This window comes from Austwickia sp. TVS 96-490-7B (genome assembly GCF_019331795.1).
Lineage (GTDB): Bacteria > Actinomycetota > Actinomycetes > Actinomycetales > Dermatophilaceae > Austwickia.
In genome coordinates, this window is sequence record NZ_JAHPZL010000008.1 from 724,013 (window position 1) to 749,709 (window position 25,697).

Sequence of the window (25,697 nt, forward strand, 5' to 3'; positions counted from 1 at the left end):
CTACGACGGCCCCGCCATCCCCACCCCTTCCACGGCCTTCACCAGCTCAGCCTCGTCTGGCAACTCCGGAAATACGGTTTCCCCTGTCGCCACGTAATAAAAAGCTCCCCGCACCGCTGTCACAGGTATCTCCCGCAGCCGCGCATACGCCAACCGATACACCCCTAACTGCACCGCAGCCACCCGCGCTGCCCGTCCCGTCGGTGGCCGCCCAGTCTTCCAATCCACCACCACCACCGGCGTGACCTGCCCCGCATCCCGTCCCCCTTGACGACGGTGATCCTCAAATACCGCATCAATACGACCCCGCACCGCCAATCCCCCAATGAAGGTCTCTACCGCCAGCTCAATTTCCAACGGCACCAGGTGCGCCCACTCACTGGCTAGGAAGCGGGCTTTCGCCGCCGAGAGATCAACCAATTCCTCCGAATCCGCCCCACCGGGGAGATCATCCACATCCCAGATCGTGGCCCGCTGATAATGCTCCTCCACCCAAGCGTGAAACGCCGTCCCCGCCCGCGCCCTCGTCGCTGGCGCCGCAGGCATCGGCCGTCGCAGCCGCTCCGCAAACCGCTTCTCATCGTCGTACAACCCGATCAGCGACGACGCCGACAGGTGCGCTGGCAGGTCGACGATCACCCGGCGATCCCGATCCCGACGTAACCGCACCTCCTCCACCAACGCCACGATCTGCAGGTCCACATCACTGCCCGCTGCCGCTCCTCGACGGATCTCTTGCTCGATCTCCGCCGACCGCATCCTGGGATCTTGAGGCAATCGAGCCCATTCGTCACGCACCAACTCCGCCGCCGGACGCACCAGAGACCGCCGAGACGCCATCGGATCCGCTGGCCACGACATCCCGCTGACTGCTCCCGTGCCTGGATGCACCGCCCGGCCATCAGGTCCGGGCGATGGCATCGACGTCCACTGCGTCACAGCTACCGACTCAGCCAGCGCCGGGTCATCCACGATTTCTGCCAAGAACCGCGACGTCACTCGCGGTGTCGTCGCCTCCGACCAGACTGGCGCACTCACCAACGCCAGATGCCTGGCTCGCGTCACCGCGACATACGCCAGCCGCCGCTCTTCCGCCACCACTCGCCGTCCGCCGTCGTCGGCGAACCTCGCCAGTGCGGCATCTAACCCCGCCAGATCCACTGCGGTCTGCCACGACAACACCGGCAAACCTCGCCGATCGCCACGCAGGTCATACGGCAACCGCTCCAACCCCACACACCACCCCTTGTCTCGGATCGGGGACACCACCCACCGCTCATCACGGTACGTCGACACCGTCGCTGACGAACTGGGAAAAGCCCCCTCCACCAGCCCAGGAATGGCGACGACATCCCACTCCAAACCCTTCGCTGCGTGGATCGTCAACACCTGGACCGCTGTGTCAGACACTTCCGCAGCCGGCGCTTCCAACCCGCGCTCCCGCACTGCTGCCACGTCGAGCCACGCCAAGAAGCCACCTAGCGTCGCCCGATCCACCGTCTGTTGAAAGGACGCCGCCGTCTCGGCGAACGCATCCAGATACACCCGGGCCCCCTCCGGCGGCACCTCCGGCCGGGACAGCAACTCCACGTCCACACCCAATGCCCGCTCTGCCTCCACGACCAGATCGGCCACACCGGCACCCGATAACGCCCGCAACCGCGACACCACCCCCGCCAGCTCCCGCAGCCGAGTCCTGGCCGTCAGGCCTATCCGTTCGCCTTCCGGTCCGGTCCAATCTGACGGCGGCAACGCCGCCAAAGCCTCGACGATCCCCGCAGGATCCGGCCCCGCCTGCACCCTCGATGTCCCCGACGCGTCGTGTTCCCGACGGCGCAGCTGCCGTGACCATGCCGCCAGTCCGTCCAAATCTGCGGCACCGATCCGATACGCCGGGCCAGTCAGCAAGCGCATTAACCGGTCTCCCCGACCCGGGTCGGCCACCACCGACAGCAAAGCCACCACATCGGCGACGTCCGGCATTGACAGCAAGCCCCCCAAACCCACGACCTCCACTGGCAGCCGCTGCGCCTGCAACGCTTCCACCATCGGAGCGAACTGCGCCCGACGACGACACAGCACCGCTGCGCTGATGCCACGAACTCGGCCTTGCTCGTCGTACCACTCTCCGGCGATCCGAGCCGCGACCTGAGCAGCTTCGACCTGGCTGCTCTCCCAACGAGCGGCTTCGACCCGGCCCACTGCGGCCCCCGGCCGGGCCCCGAGACGACGGCTCGGGATTGTCGACTCCTGGGTCAACGGCGCAGCCAACGCATCTGCCACCTCCAAGACCGCTTCATCATTGCGCCAGCTCACTGACAGATGCCGGACCGGGGCTGGCCCCTGCGCCTGGGCAAATAGCGTCGGAAAACGACTCAACGTTGTCGCGCTGGCTCCCCGCCACCCATAAATCGATTGGTGCGGATCACCCACCGCCATGACCGGCACTGCGGGGCGCGCCCCCGGATGTGGCATCGCGAAGAGGGACCGCAACAACGACATCTGCGCTTCGCTGGTGTCTTGGAACTCGTCGAGTAGGACCACCCGATGGCGTTCACGAACGTCCCGGGCAACATCAGGGAAGTCAGCGGCAAGGCGAGCCGCCAGCGCGACCTGATCCGCGAAGTCCATGGCGTCGTGGTCCCGTTTGGCGCGAGCATAAGCGGCGACGACAGGCAAGAGTTGCCGACGAGCCGAGATCAATGATCTGAGTTCCCGGACCCTGGCTGGAGCACTACGGGCCCGAGTGGCCCCGGCTGGCAACGAATCCAGGTGGGCTGCTAGATCGTGGTAATACTCATCGAGACGCCCCAGGTCACACAGATGCTCTGCCATTTCCCCAGCGAGCGCCACAACGGCGGTAGTGACCGTCGACTCGGCTGATCCGATGGCATCCATGGGGCCGTCGTAACTGGTCACGACATCGTGGGCGAGCTGCCAGGCGGCGGCTTCGGTGAGGAGGCGCGTGTCGGGTTCAATTCCTAACCGGAGTCCGTGTTCCTCGACGATGCGGCCCGCAAAAGCATGGTAGGTGGACACGGTCAGCGCGCTCTGGTCGTCACCATGGACGTCGAGCGGCCCGTCGGGGTCGGGGCGGATTCCGGCGTCGGCGAGGTCTTGCAGGCGGGAGCTGATTCGGTGAGACAGTTCTCCTGCTGCTTTGCGGGTGAAGGTGAGTCCGAGTACATCAGTGGCGAGTGCATGGCCGTTCGCGATGAGCCAAACGACGCGGGAGGCCATCGTTTCCGTCTTGCCTGAGCCAGCACCGGCCACGACGAGCATGTTTTCCAGGGGTGCTTCGATGATCTCTCGTTGCTCTGTGGTGGGGGCGGGTCGTCCGAGGATGGCGGCGATATCGTCGGCGGAGTAGGCGTGGCTGACTGTCATCAGAGGTGCTCTCCTTCACCGGTGAGGGGGCAACTGGAGCGGTGGCTGCATGAGCGGCACCAGTCGCCGCGGTGTGCGGTGAACGTCGACCCTGCCATGGTCTCGGCAGCGTCGGTGACCAACGCGGACACCCAGGTGGGGTCGTCGGATTCGTGGAGTGGGCCTTGGGTTTGCAGCGCAGCATCTGCGCTCTGGCCTCCCAGATGGAGGAGCGCGGCCCCAGCGGATCGACAGGGTTGGGGGCCGGTGGTGTCCGGCTCCGATGTGGTGGGGAGTGCGTCGTCGAACGCGCCGGATTCGATCATCTGCTGATAGGCGCCGAGTTGGGGAAGTCTGGGGAGTTCATCACGGCGTCGTTTGCTTTGTCCGGTCTTGAGGTCGACCACGCGGAAGCGACCGTCGGGGTCTTGTTCGAGTCGGTCGATCCGACCGTCGAGGATCGCTCTGCCGATCTGGGCGGTCCCGGGGACTTCTCGTCCGATGACGGTCCATCCTTCAGCGGCCGCACGAGTTTCATAGTCGGCGAGTCGACGCAGCATTTCGTGGGCTTCACGCAGTCGGCGTCGGGACAGCCATCCGTCTGGCAACCCGAGGGCGGGCCATCGGCGGACGAGTTCGGCTTGCATGGTGGCGCTGTCGGATCCGCCATGCTCGGCGGCAATCTCATGGACCAGTGATCCGACGGCGTCGGCGCCCCCGGAGCGAAGCGGCTCGCCTCCGCTGGTGGAGAGCAACCAGCGGAGCTGACACTGTCCGAATGTTTCCAGGCGGGACGGGGACAGCCGCACCTCTTGGTCGGGGGTACGTCGAGGCCGGGTGTCGCTGAGTTCGATTAGTGGCCACCAACGGTCGGGGTCGGTGCCAGGAAAGCCTTCGGCATGGAGCAACGCCAGCCGCCGTGCCAGGGCACGGGCGTGGTCAGGGTCGGTGTGGGTGGCGGTGAGCTCGGTGAGTTGTCGTCGTAGGGCGGCGACAAGTCCAGCGGGAGTGGTGGTTTCTGGGCTGTCATGGACCTCTCGGTCACTGGCGGGAACGGTACGCAGGTCGTGGACCAGGTCGAAGTAGGCAGATGGTTGGTCATCGTCGTCACTCACGGCGGTGACGAGCAGTCGGTCACGAGCTCTGCTGACGGCGACGTGAAACAGCCGGGTTTCGTCATGTCGGACGGCCGCGAGCGCTTCGCGGGCTCCGTGTCGTCGTCCGGTGATCGCGGCGACGAGATCCTGGGATCCCAGGATGGAGCCACGGCAGCGCAGGTCGGGCCAGACTCCTTCTTGCACTCCACAGACGGCGACGACGTCCCATTCGCGGCCGGCGGCGCCAGCTGCGGTGGTGAGGGTGACGGCATCGCTGATCGGTGCTCGGTCGACGATCATGTCGGCGGCGAGGTCTTGGCTGCGCAGGTGGTCGAGGAATCCGTCTGGTCCGCGTCCGGGGAGCCGTTCGACGTACGTCGCTGCGGCGTCGAAGAGGGCGACGGCGGCGTCGAGGTGACGGTCGGCGTGGTCGGCGCCGGGTCCTGCGGTGAGTGCTGCTTGTCGCCAGGGTTCGGCGACGTCCAGGGCAGCCCAGATTTCCCAGAGGACACTTTCCGCGGTGACGCCGGTGGCCCATCGGCCGTGGTCGTCAGTGCGGGCGGCAGCGATACCGGCGGTGAGGGCGGCGGCAATACGTCGGACGGGGTGACCAGGGGGTAGGACGTCTTCGGGGAGGTCTGGTCGGAGGAGCGCAGCGACGAGAATGTGGTCTCCGGGGCGGGGTGACTGGTCGGTGGCGGCGCGGTGGGCAGTGTCGTGGCGGTGCAGGGCGCGCCGGAGTCGTCGCAGAGAGATAGCGTCCATCCCGCCGAGGGGTGAGATCAGCAATGCGACGGCGTCTTGGGGGGTCATCGGATCGGTGGCGCCCGCGGCGGCGCGGAGGACGAGGTCGAAGAGGTGCAGTAGGGCGGCGACGACTGGTTCGTCACGGAGGGCAGTTTGGGCGCCGGGAACGAGGACAGGGATGTGTGCGGCGGTGAGGATTCGTCGCAGGGTGGCAATGCGGGGGGTGCCTCGAACCAAGACGGCCATCTGTGACCAGGGGATGTGATCGAGGAGGTGGGCGCGGCGGAGGTGGTCCGCGACGAGTCGAGCTTCGGCGGCGGTGGAGCGGGCAAGGAGGGTGTGCACCTGGCCGGTGGCGCGGGCGGGGTCGGTGTCGGCACTGCGATGAGCGGCGCTGCCGACCACGCCAATCCGGGTGGCGACGCGCCGAGTCACCGCGGCGGTCGAGGAGCTCTGGCGCCATCGTCTGGGGAGGACGTATCGCGGTCCGTCTCCAACGAGTTGGTCCATGAGTTCGGGGTCACCGCCGCGAAAACCTTGGGTGGTGGCGTCGGGGTCGCCGAGGACGAGGAGGTGAGTGCCAGCGGCGGCGAAGGCGCGCAGCAGGCGCGCTCCGGGTGGGGTGAGGTCGTGGGCGTCATCAACGATGACGGTGCGCAGGTGAGGTAAGGCTTCGTGGACCAGGTTGGGGTCGACTTCGACGGTTTCTGCGGCGACGACGAGCAGTGTGGCCGGGTCGAGGCCGCCTGGTCGGGACAGCAGGGTCACTTCGTCGTATTCCTGGGCGACGCGGGCCGCTGCGATCCATTCGGGGCGGCTGGTGCGTTCTCCCCAGTCTTGGAGGTCGTGTGGTGTCAGGCCGTGTTCGGCGGCCCGCATGAGGAGGTCGCGGAGTTCGCCGCGGAAACCTCGGGTGTCCAGGGCGGCGGCGAGATGGTCGGGCCAGCCGGGGTCGCGCCCCATTCCGGTGGCGTGTCCGATGAGGAGTTCTCGCAGGACGACGTCCTGTTCAGGACCGCTGAGCAGCCGAGGTGGGATGTCACCGGTTAACGCCGCTTGGCGGGCGAGGATACCGAAAGCCAACGAGGAAGGTGTCCGAGCAAGAGGGGTGCTGGCGGTGCGGCCGAGGCTGGTGGCGATCCGATGTCGCAGGGCTCCGGCGGCGACCCGGGAGGACGCTAACACCAGGCAGGAGTCAGCAGGGGCTCCTGCGGCGACTCGACTGGTCACTGCCGCGACCGCGGTGGTGGTCTTGCCCGTGCCGGGTGCGCCGATGACGAGAGCATGTGATCCTCGGTGTGCTGCTGCCGCTGTCTGCACCTCATCCAAGGCGGGGGAGGCAGGGGCCTGCTCCTCGTCGGTGGGGCGGCGGAGAACGACCATGGGCTGATTCCATCACTGTCGCCCGACAGCGATCGAGCCGTTGGGGTGGACGTTGTCGACCAGTATCAGTACAACGGCAGATGAGAATCCACATCGTCACGCCAGGCCCCTAGGCCCCCTGCAAGATTCATAGCCGAGGTGTAGCCAGCGGCCCGGAGCGCGGCCACCGCTTTGGCCGATCTGACCCCAGACCGGCAATAGACCACCACCGTCGCGTCGAGCGGGACCTCCGGCAGGGTCGGGTCGGCAAGCACCTGCCCTAGCGGTCGCCACAGAGCACGCCGGGCCGGCAAAGTCACCACTTCTCGTTCCGTAGATTCCCGTACGTCGAGAAGCACCACATCGGTGGAGTCCACGAGGCGAGCCGCAGTGCGGGCGTCCACATGCGGGAGATCGGTTGGCTCTGCTGTCGCTGACAGTGTCGACACGGTCCCCGCATCCCCATCTGCCACCACGCCACAGGTCAGCGGGTCATCTCGAAGCACCACGGTGGCGTTGGGGCCACAGGATGGACAGTCTGGACGGGACGAAAGCCGCACCTGCCCCACCGTCGCCGCTAATGCGTCGTACACCATCATCCGACCCACCAGAGGTTCCCCGATGCCGAGCAGGATCTTGACGACCTCAGTGGCCTGCCAAGTCCCAATCACACCAGGCAGGACCCCCAACACCCCACCTTGCTCGCAGGACGGCACCAGGCCTGGAGCCGGAGGTCGGGGGAAGACACACCGGTAACACGGCCCCTTCCCCGGCCACCACACACTGACCTGTCCATCAAAGCGAGAGACCGCACCCCACACCAGCGGGCGCCCCACCACAACGCACGCATCGGACAACAGATATCGAGTCGGGAAATTATCGGTGGCGTCAACAACGACGTCATACGCCGCCACCACCTGCGCAGCGCGTTCTGCGGTCAGTCGCCACGGATGCGCGACCACCTGCACTTCCGGATTGATCTGCGCGATCCGATCCGCAGCGGACTCGACCTTGGCTCTGCCCACATCGGCGGTGCTGTGCACGACCTGACGTTGCAGATTCGACCGGTCGACGACATCATCATCGACCACACCGACGGTGCCCACCCCAGCCGCCGCCAGATAGGTCAATACCGGACTACCCAGGCCACCCGCCCCCACCACCAACACCCGGGCAGCGCGCAACCGCATCTGACCGGCCACCCCCACATCGGGCAACAACAAGTGACGGGCATAACGGCTGCGCTCAGCGGCACTGAGCTGCCCTGACTCTGGGTTTCCGTCCCCCACCGCGACGTGCCCACCGACACCATGCTGCTCCATGCCGGGAGGCTACCTGGCTAGGATGGACGACACCGCGTCGGGCATGCCCTGGCTCACCCGAACGCGCCCGCCGCGTAGTCGCGGCACACACACCTGGACTCCAGGGACATCGTCGGGGAGGGAACTGACGTGAACACCTATGTGGACCACCCGGGACCGGGTCGAGGCACCCGATTGTCCCGGCCTGCCCGCAGAGCAATGCTGCTTCAAGCCGCGCAGGAGGTTTTCGTCTCCGCCGGATATCACGCTGCGGCAATGGATGAAATCGCCGAACGGGCCGGGGTGAGCAAACCTGTCCTCTACCAGCATTTCCCCGGCAAGATGGAGTTATACCTGGCCTTGCTAGATGATGCCAACGAGCAGCTCATGGCCACCGTGCTCAGCGCGCTGCAAAGCGCTTCCACCAACGTCGACCGGGTTGCCGCAACCATGGACGCGTACTTCGGTTTTGTCGCCCGCGAACGTACGCCGTACCGGCTGGTCTTCGAATCAGACCTGGTCAATGACCCCGCCGTACGAGACCGTCTCGAAACGGTAGAGAACGCGATCGCGGAGGCCATCGCCCCGCTGATGCAGGAACAAACCAGTTACACCCCGGACGAAGCCTTGCTGCTGGCGATGGGAGTGGTGGGCATGGCCCAACAGTCAGCCCGGTTCTGGCAATCCCGTCGTACGGAAATCCCTCAGGATGCCGCAGCACGACTCATCGCCTCCCTAGCTTTTAAAGGCATCAAACGGTTGCCGCGGGACCACGAAGAGATAGCCCAAGTCTTCGCTGCGGACTGACCTCCAGCGACCACCCCCGCAGCGATCCCGCTAGTGCAGATGACCACGGACGAGCCAAGGCCAGGACGAATGTGCCAGCACTGTCGGGGGATACTGGGCTCGACCACTGTGGCTCCATCCCGGACCGGGTTGGAGCGCGACGAAAGGAACGAACGACGTGGAGATCCGCATCGGCGTCCAGCACTGCAGCCGCGAGCTCAGCTTCGAGTCCGAGCAGAGCCCTCAGGAGATCGAGGCGGCGCTCGCCGATGCCACGGCGACAGGTGCTGTGTTGCGCCTCGTCGACGCTAAGGGGTCGATCGTGTGTGTGCCCAGCTCTTCGATCGGATACGTCGAGATCGGCGCGCCCCGTCGGGGCGGTGTGGGTTTCGGCATGCTCTGAGCGGCCTGTCCCCTGGTGGCGTCACCGACCGCCGGGGTGGTATCTGGGACATCCTCTCGAATACCACCCCGGCGTCGTGGCAATCCCAGCGGAGCAGACCAGTCTGCCCCGCTGGGATGAAGGTACCGCTGATCCCATCTGATGACCGTTCGCACGAACGGATCTGCCACTCAGCCCGTGACGGGGTGAGAGAGGTGTGGCATCGGTCGCGGGGGGTATGGCACATCCTGTGGTGCGGCGATTCCGTGCCGCAGTGTCAATGAAGGAGATTGTGACAGTGCTCAACCTCATCAGCGCCATCGTCGCCGGCGCTATCATCGGCGGGCTTGCACGGCTGGTCATGCCTGGACGGCAAAACATCTCGTTGCTCATGACCATCATCCTGGGCATCCTCGGATCGGCGGTGGGATCGTGGGTGTTGACCTCGGTGCTGCGCGTCGGGGACCCGGGCAGTTTCAGCCTGATCGGCCTGATCACCGGTGTGGCCTGCGCCGCGGGACTCATCACGCTGTACCTGAACATCACCCGTCGTCGCGGCTGACGTCGACCCATGAGCAGTGAAGGACGACGGGTCCTGACGCAACAGGATTCGGGGCCCGTCGTCCTGCCGGGGTAGCATCGAAGATGACATTCGGTGCCCGATCGGCTTGACGAACCGTCCATGTGGGACGCAGCGCAGACTTTCTGAAGACCTCCGATCGGCCCAGCACGCCCGTGCCGACTGCCCGGCGTACGACGTCTCTTCCCGTGCGACGCGGAGACGCCCCGGCAGCCCTTTGACGGGCCCGATCGAGAGACGACATGAGCACAGAACTCACTGATGACCTGGCACACGACCTTCCCACCATCGACGGTGGCGACAATCCGACGGTAGCCCCGGACACCAGCTTCGCCAGTTTTGGCGTGCACGCCGACATCGTGACGGCTTTGGCTGATCACGGCATCGTCACCCCGTTCCCCATTCAAGCTATGACCCTCCCGGTGGCCTTAGGTGGCCACGACATCATCGGTCAAGCCAAGACAGGCACCGGCAAGACCTTGGGGTTTGGCGTTCCTCTCTTGGACAAGATCGTCGCGCCGATTGACCCCGGATACGCCGACCTGGACTATCCCGGCCGCCCACAGGCCTTGGTCGTCGTCCCCACGCGTGAGCTGGCAGTCCAAGTGGGCACGGACCTTGGCAAAGCGGCTGCCAAACGGGGCATCCGCGTCGAATGCATTTACGGCGGTCGGGCTTTCGAGCCGCAGATTGCCGCATTGACTCGCGGTGTCGACGTGGTCGTGGGGACGCCCGGCCGTCTCATCGACCTGACCCAGCAACGCCACCTCAACCTGCATTCAGTGCGCACCGTGGTCCTCGACGAGGCTGACGAGATGCTTGACCTCGGTTTCTTGCCTGATGTGGAGCGCCTCCTCGGTCAAACTCCCACGTCCCGCCAAACGATGCTTTTCTCAGCGACCATGCCAGGCGCTGTGGTGTCCTTGGCCCGGCGATACATGACTCAACCGACGCACATTCGGGCGATGGCTGCCGGGGACGAAGGAAGCACCGTCTCAGCGATCGAGCAGTTCATTTACCGAGCCCATGCGATGGACAAAGTCGAGATGGTCAGTCGGATCTTGCAGGCTCAGGGCCGCGGCTTGACGATCATCTTCACCCGCACCAAACGCACCGCGGCGAAAGTGGCTGAGGAACTCACCGACCGCGGGTTCGCAACGGCAGCGCTCCACGGAGATCTAGGTCAGGGCGCCCGCGAGCAGGCGATGCGCGCCTTCCGTAATGGCAAAGTCGATGTCTTGGTCGCCACAGATGTCGCTGCGCGCGGAATCGACGTGGACAACGTCACCCATGTCATCAATTTCCAGTGCCCTGAAGACGAAAAGACGTATCTGCACCGCACCGGCCGGACAGGTCGGGCCGGTCAGACCGGGGTGGCTGTCACCCTCGTTGACTGGGACGATCTGCCCCGATGGACTCTCATCAATAAGGCCCTTGACCTGGGCATCACCGAACCGATAGAGACGTACTCCAGCAGTGAGCACCTCTACGCTGACTTGGACATCGCCCCGTCAGTCACCGGTCGGTTGCCCCGCACAGCGCGGGTGCGTGCCGGATTGCGCGCCGAACGCATCGAAGACCTCGGGGAGACCGGGGCGTCAGCGGGCAAAGGCCGCAGCCAACGGAGCGGACGACGTCAGAGCAGCTCCCACGATGGCAAAGCTGCTGACACCTCAGCTGATCGTCGCAAGGGCAGCACCAACGACACTGAAGGAGAGCGGCGCCCACGGCGGCGTCGACGTACCCGCGGTGGAGTCACGGTCAGTGACGCAGCCGCCGCGGACACCGCGGGTTCGCAGAGCTGACCGTCACGGGGAGGAGGGTGTGAGCTGGCCCGTCGCTGGCTGATCGTCCTCCTCCCCCACCAGCCCGGCCCAGTCGCTTTTTGCTGGAAGGTACGCCGCCCCTTCCGGGCAGTGTTGTTGCATATCGCACCACGCACACAGTGGGGACAACCGAGGCGTCAAGAGTGATGCTTCCCGGCCTTCTTCTTCGAATGCCGTGGCAGCTCGCCGGAGATCCTCAGTGATCGAATCTGCTTCGTCGATCTTGCGTTGCAACGATGCGTCGGTGTGTTCGTGGACAGCGATGGTGCCGGTGGGGATGTGGTGAAGTTCGACCCGGGTGCACGGCCGCCGAAATACGCGAGCCGCCCCGACCGCATATAGAGCTAACGCTGAGGACAGTCTGGCGTCGTCATCTGTGGGAGGCTGTCGCCCTGTCTTATAGTCCACGACGACTAGTTCGCCGTCGCGGTCGTCCAGCCGGTCGATGCGGCCACTGAACGCCAGCGACTGAGTCGTGAAGGACACCGTGCGTTCCACTCCAGCAGGGCGAGAGTCTCGCATCGATCCAATGCTGCGCAAATAGGCCGAGACCTGCCACGCCACTCGAGCCCGCCACCGCATGGACTGCTCAGCGTCACGAAACCCGGTGTCATGCCACGCCTGGGACACCAGATCAGTCACCAGCTGGGGAGTCCGGGAGGACGGTTCCACGTCCCAGAAGTCACGCAAAACGTCATGGGTGATCGTGCCTACCGTCGTGTGCGCCCGTTGTGGTCGCGCTTTCGGTCGTGGCCGGTCCAGGTAGCGGAACCGGTATTGGCGTGGGCAATCCAACCACGTGTTCATCCGGCTGGGACTAGCCGATACCAACCGTCGAGGCATCCCCGCCAACAGGGATTGATCTGGTGTCATCAGTTGGCTCCGTGGACAAAACCAACGACACCGTCGGCCATCATCTGGACAGCAATCGCGGCGCACAGCAGCCCGGCGATCCGGCTGACCAAGGTAGTTCCGCCTTCGCCGAGCAGCCGGTGGATCGCCCCGGCATACCGCATGGACAAATACACCACCAGCATGGACGCCGCCAACGCCGCAATGATCGACACCTGCTGCCCCATCGTCCCGGCACGCTGCATCGCCACCATGATCGTCACGATCACGCCGGGACCAGCAAACAGCGGCACCGCTAATGGCACCAACGCGATATGGGTCCGTCCCACTTCGGCCTTGTCATCTTCTTTCCCCAGCAGCAGTTCCAGGCCGATGAGCAACAGCAGCAGCCCCCCAGAGACCTGCAATGCAGGCACGGAAATTTTCAGATATTCCAGGATCTGTCGACCCAGCAAAGCAAAGGTCAGCAGCACGCCAAAGGCCACCGTGGTCGCCCGAGCAGCCACTGCCAACCGTTCTTGCCGTTTGAAGGACTTCGTCAGTCCCAAAAACACTGGCAACGCCCCCGGCGGATCCAGAATCACCAATAAACTCACAAAAACCGATCCAAAAAAACTGACATCAAAAGCCACGGCCGTCACTGCCCTCCCCCGTTCATGGCTGAAGCACCGGGATCGCAGTGGGCCGGGAAATCAGCTGCTCGTACGCCGTGCGATCAGTGACACACTGCGCCAGCCTGTGCGGTTTGCCCGTGCCGTGATAGTCACTGGACCCCGTCGCGACCAGCCCACACACCCGGGCGATATCTTCAGCATGAGCCACCTGGTCAGGTGTGTGATCAGGGTGGTGAGTCTCCAGTCCGACCAGGCCATGTTCGACCATTTCTTCGATGACGTCGTCGGCAACCACCCGACCCCGCACCGCAGCACATGGATGAGCCAACACTGGTATCCCTCCCGCCTCGATGATCAACTGCAACGCCTCCACCGTGGTCAATGCGTGATGGGGGACGACGTACGGCGACCCGTCGTACAAGAACCGGCGGAAAGCCTCCGCTCGATCCTGAACCACCCGAAGAGTGACCAATGTGTCAGCAATATGGGGACGACCAATGGTGGCCCCCGCCGGAACATGCGATGCCACATCATCCATGGTGATCGGCAAATCCGCAGCAAGCGCCTCGACGATACGCCTCGCACGATCGTGTCGACTACGACGCATCTTGGCGAGGCGATCCTGCAACGGCTGATACGTCGGGTCGTGCAGATAGCCCAGGATATGCACCGAGATATCGGATGTTGATGCCGTTGGTCGTGCGGGGGTAGCGCCAGGCGAGGGTGTGCTCTGAGCCGCTCGGGAGCCGTCGACCCGGCAGGTCACTTCAATTCCTCTGACCACGGTGACACCGCGATGCATCGCTGCCTCTTCGGCCGCAGCCCAGCCGTCAGTGGTGTCATGGTCAGTGAGTGCCACCACGTCCACGCCTGCTGCGGCGGCGGCGGCGATCAACTGCGCCGGACTGTCAGTGCCATCGCTGGCGGTGGAATGAGTATGAAGGTCGATGAGCACAATCCTCAGCCTAGGTGATCTGCTGTTTCGCAGGTGTCGAATGAGGCGGTCGTGCCGACGGCTGAGGTCCTCTCCGACTCGACGGGCACTCCCCTAGTCGGTGGGGACGTGCCGTCCTGGTGGGTGGCATGGCACCCACCGGTCCGTTGTCCCCCACGCGGTCGATACTCGTCCGCCACGTGTCCGCTCCAGGGAGGAGGCAGTCCCGCAATGCATAGTCACGTCGCCAGCATCCCGCGTGGATAAAGAACGCCCACCATAGTCAGCTGGATCGCGGTCCGGTGCGGCGGCGCGGTATTAATACGGTGTAGTCGAGGTCAAGCGTGACGTCTGGTAAGTATTTCCCGTGATCGTCCTGGTAAGGGTAGTCATGACAGGGACGGTCCTTGGTGGCGACAGTTCGAAGCCGCAACGCTCCGATGTCGTCGCGCCCTGGGAGTGCCATGCGGTCGAGAACGTGCGTCCACGCGTAGACAGTGTGCCCGGCGAACGTCGGTGCTGTATGAGTACCACCGTTAATGGCAGCCACCGACAAAGCATTCCCCAACCCGTTAAAGCTGAGTGCGCGTGCCACGCTCATGATGTTGCCTCCGTAAACGATCCGTCGCCCGTGACGCCCTTGGCCTTCGGCATGCTGGTTGAAGTGGACTTTGGCAGTGTTCTGGTAGAGGCGGGTAGCCATCATGTGTTCGGCCTCCTCGATAGTGGTGCCGTCGACGTGATCGATGCGTTCCCCGATGTCGTAGTCATCCCACAGGTACGGCGACCCGGCGAGAAGGATGTCGTACGCATCAGGGCGGATCTGCCAGGGAACGTGGAGTACGTCGATAGGCACAACCTTGGGAAGGTCAGGAATGACAGGGTCAGGTGTGAGTGAAGCGGGGTGGCGTTTGTTCACCATGACCCAACGGTGGTAGTCGAGGACTAGCTCGCCGTGTTGGTTCTCGCCGAGGGTGTGGACGTAGACGACCCCGGTGCGTTGGGAGGAGTTCTCTTTCAGTCCTTCGATGACGGAGTGTGCGCTGAGAGTGTCACCGGGGTAGACCGGTACGCCGAAAACTCCCCTGGCATAGCCTAGATTGGCGACGGCGTTGAGGGAGATATCTGGGACAGTCTTACCGAAAACGATGTGAAAGACGAGCAGCGAATCCAATGGCATACGGTCTTGGCCGCAGGAAGCCGCGAAAGTGGCAGCGCTGGTGACAGCAAACCGGGAGCCGTAGAGCGCCTGGTAGAGCGCGACATCACCGTCGGTGACGGTACGCGGAGTGGAGTGACGGATACGTTGGCCGACTTCGAAGTCTTCAAAATAGTTGCCGCTCAGTGCTTTTGGACTCATGGAGTGATTCTCCGGGAGCAGGGACCCTTGCGGTGGTGGAGCCATAGTGGCGATACTCACGTGCGAGGCAGGACTCAGTATCAGTGTGGAGGAGATCTGGACCTGTTTATTGCCAAGTTGGAGACCTGGCCTGGATGCTCTGCTAATCTACGGCTGTTCATAGCATTGATTATTTTACAGCCGAAGCAACAAGGGAAGATATGACCGGATTTGAAGCAGATGTGCAAAGTCTACAAAAAGCCGTTAAAGCAACCAGAGACGCGGCCGATCAAGGGGGATCGGTGACATTAAAATCATCGATATCGCACGTTAATGAGGGGATGGATTCATCCGCGTCTGCTGATGTCGCTAGGAAATTAGGGGAAAGGTGGGAAAAGAATCTTGCCGACTGGAAAAGGTTGATGCTGGACTATGCGAACGCATTGGATGAATCAGCAAAATCATATCAAGATACTGATCTTGCAGCCAAGCGAGACCTATCTCGCCAGGGGGGCAGATGAGCCTCACATGGCAACAAATTAAGCGGTGGGATGCACGCAAAATCGGAGAAGCAGAAAAAGCATTAAAGTCGAATCTCGACGCGATTTTGTCCTGCGCCGACGAGCTGGACACTATGAAAAAAACCACGGCGTGGTCTGGAAAGGCAGCGCAGGCAGCGTCGGATCGGTGCAAGAAGCTTATTGATGACATGGAGAAGATAGCTTCTGAAGTAAGTGCCACAAGGAGAGCACTTTTTGATGCTGAGACCGGCCTAGATGGTATCCGGCACGCGATCCAAGAGGCAGAATCATTCGCCCACTCTAAAACGCTGATAATTTCTGATAACGGGACGGTCTCATCTCATCCTGACAACAAAAAGTACCCCACACGGCATGCTGCAGAGCTAGCTGCCGCAGAACGCCAGCGCGAGATAGACGATTGTGCAGCTTTCATTAAAGCAGCATTGCGCAAAGCAGCAGACGTAGATTCTGACGTGTCTCTTTTGTTGTCTAAAATTGTGAGTAACGGACTCGGCGATGGTGGCGCGACCTCTTTGGTTGCTGCAGCTGATTATGGGTCCAAAGAAGGTAAAGGTAGCGTTGTTGAACCTCCACCTGGAAATAGCACTCCCTCGGAAAATGCTGCCTGGTGGCAGTCTCTTTCTAAGCCAGAGCAAGACAAAGTTATTAAAGACCATCCGGAGTGGATTGGAAATCGCAATGGCGTATCATTCTCTGCAAGGGACCAGGCGAACAGAAATCTTCTCCCCCGCTACAGAGAACAGCTGAAGAAAGAACTGGAATCGATAAATAATGATTGGGATAAGAAAAGCGACGACCCCGATGAACTCAGAAAGCATGTTGCCAGGCGGGATTTAGTGAAGGACAAGTTGGCGTCCTTGGATACGGTTCAGCGTCTTTCCGAAAAAGAAGACCGCCATATTATCGGACTCGACATCACACGAGATCGAACTGAAGCCATCGTGTCACAAGGGGATTTAGACACCGCTGAGAAGGTTGGAGTTTTCACTCCCGGTTTTACTTCAACTGTTCAAGGAATGGAGGGTAACGACGGTGATATGGAAAGATTGAGGTCTAAAACAGTCGACAATCTCATAGATTCTCACAAATTTGCAAACAAGGCTGATGCGATGAAATCCGTCGCATCAGTGACCTGGCTCGGCTATCAGGCGCCTCAGTATTCAACAATCGCTACTTCTAACTCAGTCTTCCATGATGCCGCCGCTGTAGACGGCGGGCGCAGGCTCGCTGATTTTTTCAGAGGAATTAATTCTTCTCGGTCAGTTGACCCAGACATCACTGCGCTTGGACATTCGTACGGATCGACTACAACAAGTTTTGCTTTATTGGAGAATACCGGAGTCGACCGTGTGGGATATTTTGGATCACCTGGGCTTGCCTCTGACGATGAAAAATCTTATAAGATTCCTGTCAATTCAAGCTTCTACGAGAAAGCTAAAAAAGACCTCGTTGCAGAAACAGAATGGTTTGGCACCGCCCCCCATCACCTTAAATGGATAAATCAGCTAAATACTGGCGAAGTGCGAGTAGTGGTCGATGGCTCCGAGCGCACTTTGACACAAGTGAACGGTCATTCCTCATATCTTAATCAGGATTCGACGAGCATGGATAACCTATCTAAAGTCGTGACGGGAGATCTAGAAAAGCTTCACAAAGTGGGGGACCCGCACCAAGTCAATAAACCTCCGCATATTAAAGTTAATAATCATCCTCGAGTGCGGGGTGGGTTTCAATGATTTTCAATGAGCGACAAAGTAGATTTGCATCTTGGCCCCCAAGTAGATTTCTACTATTTTTTATTGTTTTCGCAATAACTTTACTGTCAGGCTGTGGCCTGCATCATAACCCTGAGAAAGAAATATCTAATCGATACGATGCCTACTCCCTAGATGACCTAACGGATCGCCCTAGCTTCCAGCAAGCACAAGTGGATTACCATAGACTTCTATCCGATATAATGGCTGCGGCACAAGAGGCATCTCCGGATGTCAAATGGGACCCAGAAATAACAAAAATCGGAGAGTCTGCATGCCTACTCCACCTAGATCCACCCCGCGAGACTGGCTCTGGCACTTATCTCATTTCGACAAAAGATTTTATTGGTAAAAACTGGGAAAAGTTATACCTACCCATGACAAAAGTTGCACTTAAAAATGGGTTTAGGCTTACAGGAGGACGCACGACTGACCCTGAAGATAGGGCATTACACTTTAGAGGACCACGCAATGAATATCTTTCAATCTCCGCGAAATTGGCTATGAGCGTGATGCTCTCTGGGTCTTGTTACTTATATCTTCCTGGAACTTCATCTAGGAATTCAGGAACTACAACATCTCCTCATTCACCGCCCAATAGTGTTTCTTCCTGAAAATCATAAATGCACTACGTTTTTTTATAGCTGTGTACCACAGGTGTCACCAGCGTGTGGGCTTCGATCCGGGGTGAAGATGGGGCCTGTTATGGGCGCAGGTGACACTGTCACCCGTTGTAGCAGCGGACCAAGGATTGCCAAACGATGCATATACAAACTGGCGCCCCGCTAAGACCTCGCCCCTATCCCCACCACAACCGTTAGTCGGCTCAGCCAGGGACTACACCCTCATTTGCCAAGAGCGGCACGAATCATAGACGCAGTTTTGGCGTCTTCCGAACGTGAAGGATCATGCTCCTGTACGGAAAGTGATTCTCGAGATATCAGGAGTCAGGTCAAGGCAGCTGTGGTCAGGTGTCAATCTCGACAAGTAAACCCTCGTCGATATACCAACGAATTGGTCGCTCCAACACGACCATCGCCCCACCACCAGGCTGCTCAAACGCTGGCGCCGCCACACCCTCCTGACCAGACAACTCACCCGCAACCCGATACACGTGATACTCCCCCTGCACCGTCCACGGCGGCTGAGCCCGCTGCGTCAACGGCGTCATCGCCGCATACACATGATGACCCCGCTCCGACCCCACCACATCCACCACATCACCAGCAACCAAACCACACGGCAACGGCCCCCCACCCGCTGCACCCACCCGACCAAAAACACCCTCCGCCGTCAACCGACCACCCCGCTCCAAATCCTCCCGCGACATCCATAAATGACGCTGACCCGACGGACGCAACAACTCACCCAACAACTCCCCCAATTCCAAACCGACCGTATACCGATACGCCGCGAACTGACCACGGCTCACTGCCCCCACCGACCACTGACCAACGCCCGACACCAAAACCATCCACACCTCCTCCGGCGGCATCGGCTCACCCGGCAACGCCTTAGCCACCGGAACAACAGACTCCAACCCACACTCCCGCAACACAGCCAACGCAGACTCAGCACCCTCCCCCGACAACCGACGATGCTGACCCAAACGAGCCTCCTCCCACCCAGGATCATCTTCACGGCGCGGTGCACGACGGGATGCCTGCTCGCAGTACAGCACTCGTTCAACGAATGGGATCAGCTCGGCGACTGCTGACACCTCATCTGGATGCCGCTTAAAGTTAAATTTTATCCCACGTTCCCAGGCATAGGTAAACCACCCGTGTTGATCAGATCCAATGATGTAGGTGCCATCATCCCGAACTGAGGCGATGTCTTCGACACGTACCACCGCCTTATCTTCTAAAGATGCCTGCATCTCCATCAACTCATCAAGAGTCATTTGATCTCCTCCAGATATCCGTTCTTGACATACCAGTCAATGTCATGATCCTTGAAATAATACTGTTTCCCCTGGCCTGGCTGATCAAACCATGGCGCCACCGTCCCTTCCTGCACGCCATCAAGTGGCTTTAACACTTTATATCGATGCGGCTGATATTCAACGCTACTTGGGGGAATCGATCTAGCCCTGAACTGCTCGCCATCCGGCGCGGCATAGGACCCTTTACTCTCTCCGAAGCGATGAATAATCTCCCCCGGCTTCGCCTGGGCCGGTATGGGGTCACCCAAAAAACCATTATTCGGCGGATATTTCCACCATTTTGTTTCCGGATCCCAATACTTCGCATAGAACTGTTCCTTGGTCATGCCGCCGTAGGGCTTATAGAACCGATAGAGTTCGACGTTCGGCCCCTCTGTCGGGATATGCGGCTCTTTAAGGATATGTTCAGGGATCGTCGGCAGGATACGCTCCCACGCAGCCTTAGCGGCAGCTTCCGCCGCATCAACCCCCAGCAACCTGGCGGCAGCCTCGCGACCGGCGTCCGCAGAGAGAACACCAACCTTGGCGTTCATGGTCATGACCGCCTTCACCAGGCGGACGTCGGCGAGCCGAGACATGACCTTGCTGATGCCGGTGATCTTCCCGGCCGCTGCAGTGACTTTTCCAGCGACGGCGTTGACAGCCTGCACGAAGCGCGCGATGCGCGTGATCATTCCGGCGAGAGCTGCTGCGCCACGTGATGTCTCGGCAGCTTGGGCGATGGCTTCCGAGACGCCTACGGTGAAGGGGACGAGCACCGCGCCGACCAGTTCAATGATGACGGTGTCGCGGACGAAATCTTTTGCGAGGTCCCACAGGTCGTCGTGAGCTTTATCGATCTGATCGGCGTAAGCATGGCAGGAATCGCCGATCTCACGACAAACTGACGCGAGTTCTCCAGCGGCATCAGCTGCCTTGGCCATCAAGCCTTGTGCGGTCGGCACCTCAGGGCTTCTGATCGCGTTGAGCTGTTCGGATGCAGCCCGAGGAGCACCCGCGCGTATCGAGACCGCATTGCTGGCTTGTCGCCACGCGTTACCGGCAGTCCGTAGCCGACCTGTATCGCCGTTAGGCCAGATCACGCCCTGAAGATGGGAAACCAGCTGACCGAACCATTCCGGCGCATCCTCGGGCGCACCGGCAGCCCCGGGGGGTCGCACCGTGCCGTGCCCCGCCTGTGGGTCTGCGGGGAAGGGCGTCTCCTTCGGGGGTGCCTTCATGGCTGAGGCCGCCTCGGCGGCGCGGTGGTTTGCTAGGGAGGCTGTGAGGAGCACCCCGAGGGAATTCATTCCGGCGGCTCTGTCTTCGATCGCTTGGACGGCTGCGCCTGCGGCAATGTCATACTCGTGAGCCCACTTCAGGCCGCCGGTGTCTGAGCCGGCCATCCCACCGGTGCCGCTGAGGATCTTCGAGAGCGTCTCTCGCGTCGCGTGGAGGTCGGAAGCAGCGTACTTGAGCTGGTCAGAGGGGGATGTAAACCCAGGTTCATTGACATCGATCCGCATCAGATCGACTCCCACATCTGCACATTGGCGGCCGCGCCGGCCGAATAGTTGGTATGGGCGGTCCTGGCGGCTTCGCGCATACGAAGCAGGCCATGACGCATGGTTGCCGCTGATGTGATCCACCGTTGGTGAGCCTCTGCCTGAGCGGAGGCCGCCTCTCCGGTCCAGACGTGTTGCAGCCGCGCCACCGCGGCGTCCAGCTCCGCCAGCTCCTTTTCGATCGCAGTTTCAGCCCGCTCGAGGTCCGCAACAGTTGCGTCGAGGCGCGACAAGTCCACTGAAAACATGGATTCCCCCTATTCCATGTTCAGCCCGGACGATCCGGGCACCTGAGGTCCAGCTGCGGCGGCACGGAGATGACGTTCTTCGGCCATGTCACGCGCGTGATAGTCGGCAGCACTTTGATCGATCGCTTCACTCAGCTGATTTAAAGAAGTGAGAAGATCGTCGGCGCCCGAGGTCCATTCTTGCCATCCCGCGACGAAGTCCTGAGACGCTTGGCCGCTCCAGCCCGTGTCGGTTAGCTCAGCGACTGATGCTGACGCGCGGGATTTCGCTGCCCGCAACGCCTCCTCGACATCAAGCATTTCTTTTCTGGCACGGGCGAAACCTTCGAATTGTGCACTAAAGCCGCTCACGTATCCCCCCGTGGCTCATGATTTCCCCCTGGGCAACAGTGCCCTCATATGACTGGGCTGCCGAAGCAACCACAGTCATATGAGCCTGGCTAACGAGCCATGTACCTCCCCAGGGGTACCCCCTGTTGCTCCGCTGCCGGAGACCGTACGCCGCTGATCGCATCGACCGCAATCACGGCTGTGCACATCACTGACCCCGATCTGTCTCACGCAGGCAGTCGCTGCGCCACGGAGCGTGCAGTGAGGTCACACCAGCGGTTTGAGGCATCACGCATGTGGGATCTCGTCGGTTGCCCACGGGGAGCTTCCGTTGCTTCCCAATGATCAACCCCGTCCGGGTCGGCACCGTCCTGGACGAGATGCCCTATCCGGCGTACTGGACTATTGCCGAGGTGGAATCGCTGCTGGCGCCCTTCTATCCGACATGGGACAGTGCCCAGTTTGCCTGACTCACCTCGTGGGCAGCCCACCCCGGCTCCTTGAAAGTGCACGCATTGAGTCACGGGCAAGGAATGCGTTTGCAGCTAGCAGTGGCCTTGAGTCACCACCCAGATTTGCTCATTCTTGATGAACCCACCAATGGCATCGATCCGCCAGGTCGACGCATGCTGCTGAATGAGATCGCCGACTTCATGGTCAACCCGCAGCATTCTGTGGTGTTCTCCACGCAGCTGGCTAGTGATGAGGAGCGCATCGCTGATCGATTGATCGTGCTCTGTGACGGGCGGATCACCGTCGACACCCTCCTCCCCGACATCATCGATTCTTTTCGCGCCGTCCGCGGTGGGTACGACGATCTTCCTGCCGGAGCCGGAGGTTGCACGGTGGTCTTAGTCGCCTGGGATGTCGCGCATGACCTCATGCCCGTGCACACCGCAATCGCGATCGTCACCGGCTGCATGGGGGTGGTTGTGATCGTGCAAAGCCTGCTGATGGTGCTGCTGACCGGGCTCGTCCACCAGCACCACGTGTTGGCCGGAGTGATCGGTGTGGTGATGGGCACGATGTTCAACCCAGTGATCCGTTTCCTGCAGAGTCTCGGATTGTCAGTGCCGCTTGTTCAGGCGGAGGGGGTTGCGCCTGCGACGTATGGAGCTGATTCGACTGTTGGGATGTCGTTGGCGGCGGTCACCCTGATCACAGCAGTGGCGCTTCTCATCGCGTCGTACTTCCTGGGCGTCAAGCTCTACGAACGTCAGGACCATTGACACTTGCCGGGAGTGACTCCGTGGCCACCGCGTGACAGGAGCGGGTCGGGCGCCCCGATAGGCTTGGCCCCATGGCTGACTTCGATGTGGTGGTCCTGGGCGCCGGCCCGGGTGGATATGTGGCGGCAATCCGGGCAGCACAGCTCGGCAAGAAGGTCGCCGTAGTAGAGAAGAAGTACTGGGGCGGTGTGTGCCTCAACGTGGGCTGCATCCCGAGCAAGGCGTTGTTGAAGAACGCCGAGCTGGCGCACACGCTGACCCACGAAAAGGCCAAGTACGGCATTGAGGGCGATGCCACCATGTCGTTTGGCCCGACCCACAAGCGGTCCCGCCAGGTCAGCGCGGGCATCGTCAAGGGCGTGCACTTCTTGATGAAGAAAAACAAGATCACTGAAATCGACGGCTGGGGCACGATCACGTCCCCTACGTCGATGGACGTGGAGTCGGACTCCGGTGAGAAGAAGAGCATCTCCTTCGACAAGTTGATCATCGCTGCTGGTGCGACGGTGAAGACGATGGGGATCCAGCTGTCCCAGAACGTCGTCACCTACGAAGAGCAGATCCTCGACGAGAACCTGCCGACGTCCATCATCATCGGTGGCTCCGGCGCGATCGGCGTCGAATTCGCCTACGTCATGGCCAACTTCGGCGTCGATGTGACGATCGTGGAGTTCCTCGACCGGATGGTGCCCACCGAAGACGCCGACGTCTCCAAGGAACTGGCTAAGCACTACAAGAAGCTTGGCGTGAAAGTCATGACCGGCACCAAGGTCGAGTCGGTCGAAGACACCGGCTCCGGGGTGCGAGTCACTGTCTCCCCCGCAGCTGGTGGCGACTCAACGGTGCTCGAGGCGGAGCGGATGCTGACGGCGTTCGGCTTCCAGCCCCGCACGGAGGGCTACGGCTTGGAGAATCTCGGCGTACAGCTCACTGAGCGCGGTGCGATTGCTGTGGACGACTTCTGCCGCACCAACGTTGACGGCGTCTATGCCATCGGTGACTGCACCGGCAAGATGATGCTCGCCCATGTGGCAGAAGCCATGGGCATCGTCGCAGCGGAGACCATCGCAGGCGCCGAGACCATGCCGGTGGACTATGTCAACATCCCCCGGGCGACTTACTGCCACCCGCAGATAGCTTCCATGGGCTTGACCGAAGCCCAGGCGAAGGACGCCGGCCACGAGGTGAAGACGGCGAGCTTCCCGTTCACCGCTAACGGCAAAGCACAGGGCCTCGGCGAGGGTGTCGGTTTCGTCAAAGTCGTCGCCGACGCCAAGTACCACGAGATCCTCGGTGTCCACATGATCGGCCCGGACGTCACTGAACTGTTGCCCGCCGCGAGCGTTGCCAAGCAGTGGGATCTCACCGCAGATGAGGTCAGCCGCACCGTATTCGCCCACCCCACCTTGGGTGAAGCCCTCAAGGAAGCCATGCATGGCATCGCTGGGCACATGATCAACTTCTGATCTCAGCGCTACCTAAGACTAGATCCGGTCTGCACACCTGGCTTTGCGTGCAGACCGGATCTAGTCTCTGCTACAGCAGATCAGTTCAAAATCCGAGGCAGCCCTCTCGTGACCGGACAGGTTGCACAGACACGGTCAGTGAGTTCTCCCGTGCGATCGGCGAAACCGCGTCGCAAGCGGACCATCTGCAACGAGTTCCATAATTCATCAAAGTCATCCTGAAGAATGTTGCCAATTCCTGCAGAATCAGAATCCTCCTGGAAATCGCAACTATACAGGGTGCCGTCGATGTCAAAGTCAGCAATGGCGTAGAGATCAAAGCATCCATAATAGGACCGCGGCAGCCCTTGCAAGCTCGCACGATCAGCCAATTCTTCCGTAAAGGACAAGAAGCAATTGACATGATCCGCCCCATGCTTCCTTGCATATGCGACAACAGCTTCTTTCTCATGCGCATTAAAGTCAAACTCTATGAACTGGACCTCCACCTTGGTATGAGTGCGTGAAGGATAGCGTCGCCGATACTCCACGATGCGCTCAAAGTTAGACATCACCCACTCAACATTTCCCCCCTGACGATATTGACCATATACGTCTTGACTCACGCCATCGAGCGCTACAACCAGGTAATCCAGCCCAGAGTCATGCATCTGCGCAATCGTCTCGTCATTCATCTTAAATGACAGATTAGAACTGATAACGGTGCGGATATTTCGAGAATGAGCGTAAGCCACCATGTCCCAGATTCTTTTATTCATCAACGGCTCACCCTCATCGTAGAGGATGACTTGAAGCAATGACTTTTCGAGACAGTCAATGATCTGACGGAAGGTCTCCATCGCCATCATCCCTTTGGGGCGGATATACTCCCTAATTCCCTCCTTGTCGGCATGAATAAGACAAGCTGGGCAAGATAAATTACAAAGGGAGCATGGATTGATGCGCGCAAAGATGGGGCGAGACTTGACTGTCTCTTCGCGCCCTTTCATGTCACTGATCAAGCGCGCTAGATTGGCCGCCCGAACAGGGTTGAGATGCTGTGCAGCGGACAGATGGCGGGCGACGCGGCGACGCAGAGTTTTATACTCACTGACGGTAGCTGACATCACAAAGCCTCCTTGAACACAGGATCACCCCAGAACATCCCCATCCGTGCCCCCGGGAGACGCCCCACCAGATTCTTATTGCAGAATTCAGCTGGTGTTTGACTTCTATTCGATGAACAGACATGTCTCACGACTCAGCCCTGGCTCTTGCCGATAGCTGTGAGATCGACTACGGATCAGCTGATGCTGGTGCCACTCAGTGCTGTCCCCAGCTCAGATGTGGACAGTCACATCGTGTTTGCTCACCCCACCCTAGGTGAGGCCTTCAAAGAAGCCATGCATGGCATCGCTGGGCACATGATCAACTTCTGATCGATCCGGGTACGACGGACGCGCCGTACCTCACA

At 61.0% G+C, this 25,697-nt stretch carries 23 protein-coding genes; 11 read left to right on the forward strand and 12 right to left on the reverse strand.

All coding sequences use genetic code 11. The features are described from left to right. The 3 genes from KEM60_RS13795 to moeB all read right to left on the reverse strand — a co-directional run bounded on the left by KEM60_RS13795 (position 1) and on the right by moeB (position 7,894). The gene (locus KEM60_RS13795) at positions 1-3,387 is read right to left on the reverse strand and encodes an ATP-dependent DNA helicase (RefSeq protein ID WP_219108127.1); all 3,387 of its coding nucleotides are present in this window, start codon (positions 3,385-3,387) and stop codon (positions 1-3) included. After that, positions 3,387-6,593, reverse strand: a complete 3,207-nt coding sequence (locus KEM60_RS13800; RefSeq protein WP_219108128.1) for an ATP-dependent DNA helicase — start codon at positions 6,591-6,593, stop codon at positions 3,387-3,389. Before KEM60_RS13800 ends, KEM60_RS13795 begins: the two co-directional genes overlap by 1 nt. A 65-nt stretch (positions 6,594-6,658) precedes the next feature. Then, positions 6,659-7,894, reverse strand: coding sequence for a molybdopterin-synthase adenylyltransferase MoeB (gene moeB, locus KEM60_RS13805; RefSeq protein ID WP_219108129.1), 1,236 nt, complete (start codon positions 7,892-7,894; stop codon positions 6,659-6,661). Positions 7,895-8,023: 129 nt separating this feature from the next. Here moeB and KEM60_RS13810 point away from each other — a divergent pair, with 129 nt between their 5' ends. The 4 genes from KEM60_RS13810 to KEM60_RS13825 all read left to right on the forward strand — a co-directional run bounded on the left by KEM60_RS13810 (position 8,024) and on the right by KEM60_RS13825 (position 11,426). Then, positions 8,024-8,680: a TetR/AcrR family transcriptional regulator gene (locus KEM60_RS13810; RefSeq protein WP_255574638.1), complete on the forward strand. Its 657-nt coding sequence runs from the start codon at positions 8,024-8,026 to the stop codon at positions 8,678-8,680. Positions 8,681-8,837: 157 nt separating this feature from the next. Continuing rightward, entirely contained in the window at positions 8,838-9,062 is a 225-nt protein-coding gene (locus tag KEM60_RS13815) for a DUF3107 domain-containing protein (protein ID WP_219108130.1), read from the forward strand. Positions 9,063-9,339: 277 nt separating this feature from the next. Next, on the forward strand, positions 9,340-9,603 hold the full coding sequence (locus KEM60_RS13820; protein WP_219108131.1) for a GlsB/YeaQ/YmgE family stress response membrane protein: 264 nt from the start codon (positions 9,340-9,342) through the stop codon (positions 9,601-9,603). 260 nt (positions 9,604-9,863) lie between these two features. Then, positions 9,864-11,426, forward strand: a complete 1,563-nt coding sequence (locus KEM60_RS13825) for a DEAD/DEAH box helicase (protein ID WP_219108132.1) — start codon at positions 9,864-9,866, stop codon at positions 11,424-11,426. A 3-nt stretch (positions 11,427-11,429) separates the two neighbouring features. On the opposite strand, the gene KEM60_RS13830 is transcribed toward KEM60_RS13825, so the two are convergent. From KEM60_RS13830 to KEM60_RS13845, 4 genes are all read right to left on the reverse strand, one after another. Beyond that, positions 11,430-12,320, reverse strand: a complete 891-nt coding sequence (locus KEM60_RS13830; RefSeq protein WP_255574639.1) for a PD-(D/E)XK nuclease family protein — start codon at positions 12,318-12,320, stop codon at positions 11,430-11,432. Beyond that, on the reverse strand, positions 12,320-12,940 hold the full coding sequence (locus KEM60_RS13835) for a MarC family protein (RefSeq protein WP_255574640.1): 621 nt from the start codon (positions 12,938-12,940) through the stop codon (positions 12,320-12,322). The genes KEM60_RS13830 and KEM60_RS13835 overlap by 1 nt, the downstream gene beginning before the upstream one ends. A 13-nt stretch (positions 12,941-12,953) precedes the next feature. Beyond that, on the reverse strand, positions 12,954-13,868 hold the full coding sequence (locus KEM60_RS13840; RefSeq protein ID WP_219108133.1) for a PHP domain-containing protein: 915 nt from the start codon (positions 13,866-13,868) through the stop codon (positions 12,954-12,956). A gap of 262 nt (positions 13,869-14,130) precedes the next feature. Further along, complete coding sequence (locus KEM60_RS13845; protein WP_219108134.1) at positions 14,131-15,207, reverse strand: MaoC family dehydratase; 1,077 nt, start codon at positions 15,205-15,207, stop codon at positions 14,131-14,133. A 200-nt stretch (positions 15,208-15,407) separates the two neighbouring features. Here KEM60_RS13845 and KEM60_RS13850 point away from each other — a divergent pair, with 200 nt between their 5' ends. From KEM60_RS13850 to KEM60_RS17020, 3 genes are read left to right on the forward strand one after another with little or no spacing between them, the layout of a single operon-like run. Then, complete coding sequence (locus KEM60_RS13850) at positions 15,408-15,707, forward strand: hypothetical protein (protein WP_219108135.1); 300 nt, start codon at positions 15,408-15,410, stop codon at positions 15,705-15,707. Next, positions 15,704-17,464: an alpha/beta hydrolase gene (locus tag KEM60_RS13855; protein ID WP_219108136.1), complete on the forward strand. Its 1,761-nt coding sequence runs from the start codon at positions 15,704-15,706 to the stop codon at positions 17,462-17,464. The genes KEM60_RS13850 and KEM60_RS13855 overlap by 4 nt, the downstream gene beginning before the upstream one ends. Then, complete coding sequence (locus KEM60_RS17020; protein WP_219108137.1) at positions 17,461-18,096, forward strand: LppA family lipoprotein; 636 nt, start codon at positions 17,461-17,463, stop codon at positions 18,094-18,096. The genes KEM60_RS13855 and KEM60_RS17020 overlap by 4 nt, the downstream gene beginning before the upstream one ends. 353 nt (positions 18,097-18,449) lie before the next feature. On the opposite strand, the gene KEM60_RS13865 is transcribed toward KEM60_RS17020, so the two are convergent. From KEM60_RS13865 to KEM60_RS13880, 4 genes are read right to left on the reverse strand one after another with little or no spacing between them, the layout of a single operon-like run. Then, positions 18,450-19,385, reverse strand: a complete 936-nt coding sequence (locus KEM60_RS13865) for a TNT domain-containing protein (RefSeq protein ID WP_219108138.1) — start codon at positions 19,383-19,385, stop codon at positions 18,450-18,452. Further along, positions 19,382-20,932, reverse strand: coding sequence for a glycohydrolase toxin TNT-related protein (locus KEM60_RS13870; protein WP_219108139.1), 1,551 nt, complete (start codon positions 20,930-20,932; stop codon positions 19,382-19,384). The genes KEM60_RS13865 and KEM60_RS13870 overlap by 4 nt, the downstream gene beginning before the upstream one ends. Further along, positions 20,932-21,219 carry a WXG100 family type VII secretion target gene (locus KEM60_RS13875; protein ID WP_219108140.1) on the reverse strand — a complete coding sequence of 96 codons (288 nt, stop codon included), beginning with the start codon at positions 21,217-21,219 and terminating at the stop codon, positions 20,932-20,934. Before KEM60_RS13875 ends, KEM60_RS13870 begins: the two co-directional genes overlap by 1 nt. Positions 21,220-21,228: 9 nt before the next feature. After that, positions 21,229-21,570, reverse strand: coding sequence for a WXG100 family type VII secretion target (locus tag KEM60_RS13880; RefSeq protein ID WP_219108141.1), 342 nt, complete (start codon positions 21,568-21,570; stop codon positions 21,229-21,231). Positions 21,571-21,890: 320 nt separating this feature from the next. On the opposite strand from KEM60_RS13880, the gene KEM60_RS16675 reads away from it, so the two are divergent. From KEM60_RS16675 to lpdA, 3 genes are all read left to right on the forward strand, one after another. Further along, complete coding sequence (locus KEM60_RS16675) at positions 21,891-22,019, forward strand: hypothetical protein (protein ID WP_255574641.1); 129 nt, start codon at positions 21,891-21,893, stop codon at positions 22,017-22,019. Positions 22,020-22,055: 36 nt separating this feature from the next. Continuing rightward, positions 22,056-22,778, forward strand: coding sequence for an ATP-binding cassette domain-containing protein (locus tag KEM60_RS13885; protein ID WP_255574668.1), 723 nt, complete (start codon positions 22,056-22,058; stop codon positions 22,776-22,778). A gap of 71 nt (positions 22,779-22,849) precedes the next feature. Then, complete coding sequence (gene lpdA / locus KEM60_RS13890; protein ID WP_219108143.1) at positions 22,850-24,244, forward strand: dihydrolipoyl dehydrogenase; 1,395 nt, start codon at positions 22,850-22,852, stop codon at positions 24,242-24,244. An 80-nt stretch (positions 24,245-24,324) separates the two neighbouring features. On the opposite strand, the gene KEM60_RS13895 is transcribed toward lpdA, so the two are convergent. After that, on the reverse strand, positions 24,325-25,350 hold the full coding sequence (locus tag KEM60_RS13895; RefSeq protein ID WP_219108144.1) for a radical SAM protein: 1,026 nt from the start codon (positions 25,348-25,350) through the stop codon (positions 24,325-24,327). Between the two features lie 183 nt (positions 25,351-25,533). Between KEM60_RS13895 and KEM60_RS16680 the strand changes: the two genes are divergently transcribed. Beyond that, on the forward strand, positions 25,534-25,662 hold the full coding sequence (locus KEM60_RS16680) for a hypothetical protein (RefSeq protein WP_255574642.1): 129 nt from the start codon (positions 25,534-25,536) through the stop codon (positions 25,660-25,662). The last annotated feature ends 35 nt before the right edge of the window (positions 25,663-25,697 follow it).

Bases quoted from the DNA above. Each gene is read 5' to 3' on its own strand.
- KEM60_RS13850 (WP_219108135.1), top strand. From the start codon at position 15,408: ATGACCGGATTTGAAGCAGATGTGCAAAGTCTACAAAAAGCCGTTAAA.
- KEM60_RS13865 (WP_219108138.1), bottom strand. From the start codon at position 19,385: ATGACTCTTGATGAGTTGATGGAGATGCAGGCATCTTTAGAAGATAAG.
- moeB (WP_219108129.1), bottom strand. From the start codon at position 7,894: ATGGAGCAGCATGGTGTCGGTGGGCACGTCGCGGTGGGGGACGGAAAC.
- lpdA (WP_219108143.1), top strand. From the start codon at position 22,850: ATGGCTGACTTCGATGTGGTGGTCCTGGGCGCCGGCCCGGGTGGATAT.
- KEM60_RS13830 (WP_255574639.1), bottom strand. From the start codon at position 12,320: ATGACACCAGATCAATCCCTGTTGGCGGGGATGCCTCGACGGTTGGTA.
- KEM60_RS13895 (WP_219108144.1), bottom strand. From the start codon at position 25,350: ATGTCAGCTACCGTCAGTGAGTATAAAACTCTGCGTCGCCGCGTCGCC.
- KEM60_RS16675 (WP_255574641.1), top strand. From the start codon at position 21,891: ATGATCAACCCCGTCCGGGTCGGCACCGTCCTGGACGAGATGCCCTAT.
- KEM60_RS16680 (WP_255574642.1), top strand. From the start codon at position 25,534: ATGCTGGTGCCACTCAGTGCTGTCCCCAGCTCAGATGTGGACAGTCAC.
- KEM60_RS13875 (WP_219108140.1), bottom strand. From the start codon at position 21,219: ATGTTTTCAGTGGACTTGTCGCGCCTCGACGCAACTGTTGCGGACCTC.
- KEM60_RS13870 (WP_219108139.1), bottom strand. From the start codon at position 20,932: ATGCGGATCGATGTCAATGAACCTGGGTTTACATCCCCCTCTGACCAG.
- KEM60_RS13795 (WP_219108127.1), bottom strand. From the start codon at position 3,387: ATGACAGTCAGCCACGCCTACTCCGCCGACGATATCGCCGCCATCCTC.
- KEM60_RS13855 (WP_219108136.1), top strand. From the start codon at position 15,704: ATGAGCCTCACATGGCAACAAATTAAGCGGTGGGATGCACGCAAAATC.
- KEM60_RS17020 (WP_219108137.1), top strand. From the start codon at position 17,461: ATGATTTTCAATGAGCGACAAAGTAGATTTGCATCTTGGCCCCCAAGT.
- KEM60_RS13800 (WP_219108128.1), bottom strand. From the start codon at position 6,593: ATGGTCGTTCTCCGCCGCCCCACCGACGAGGAGCAGGCCCCTGCCTCC.
- KEM60_RS13825 (WP_219108132.1), top strand. From the start codon at position 9,864: ATGAGCACAGAACTCACTGATGACCTGGCACACGACCTTCCCACCATC.
- KEM60_RS13845 (WP_219108134.1), bottom strand. From the start codon at position 15,207: ATGAGTCCAAAAGCACTGAGCGGCAACTATTTTGAAGACTTCGAAGTC.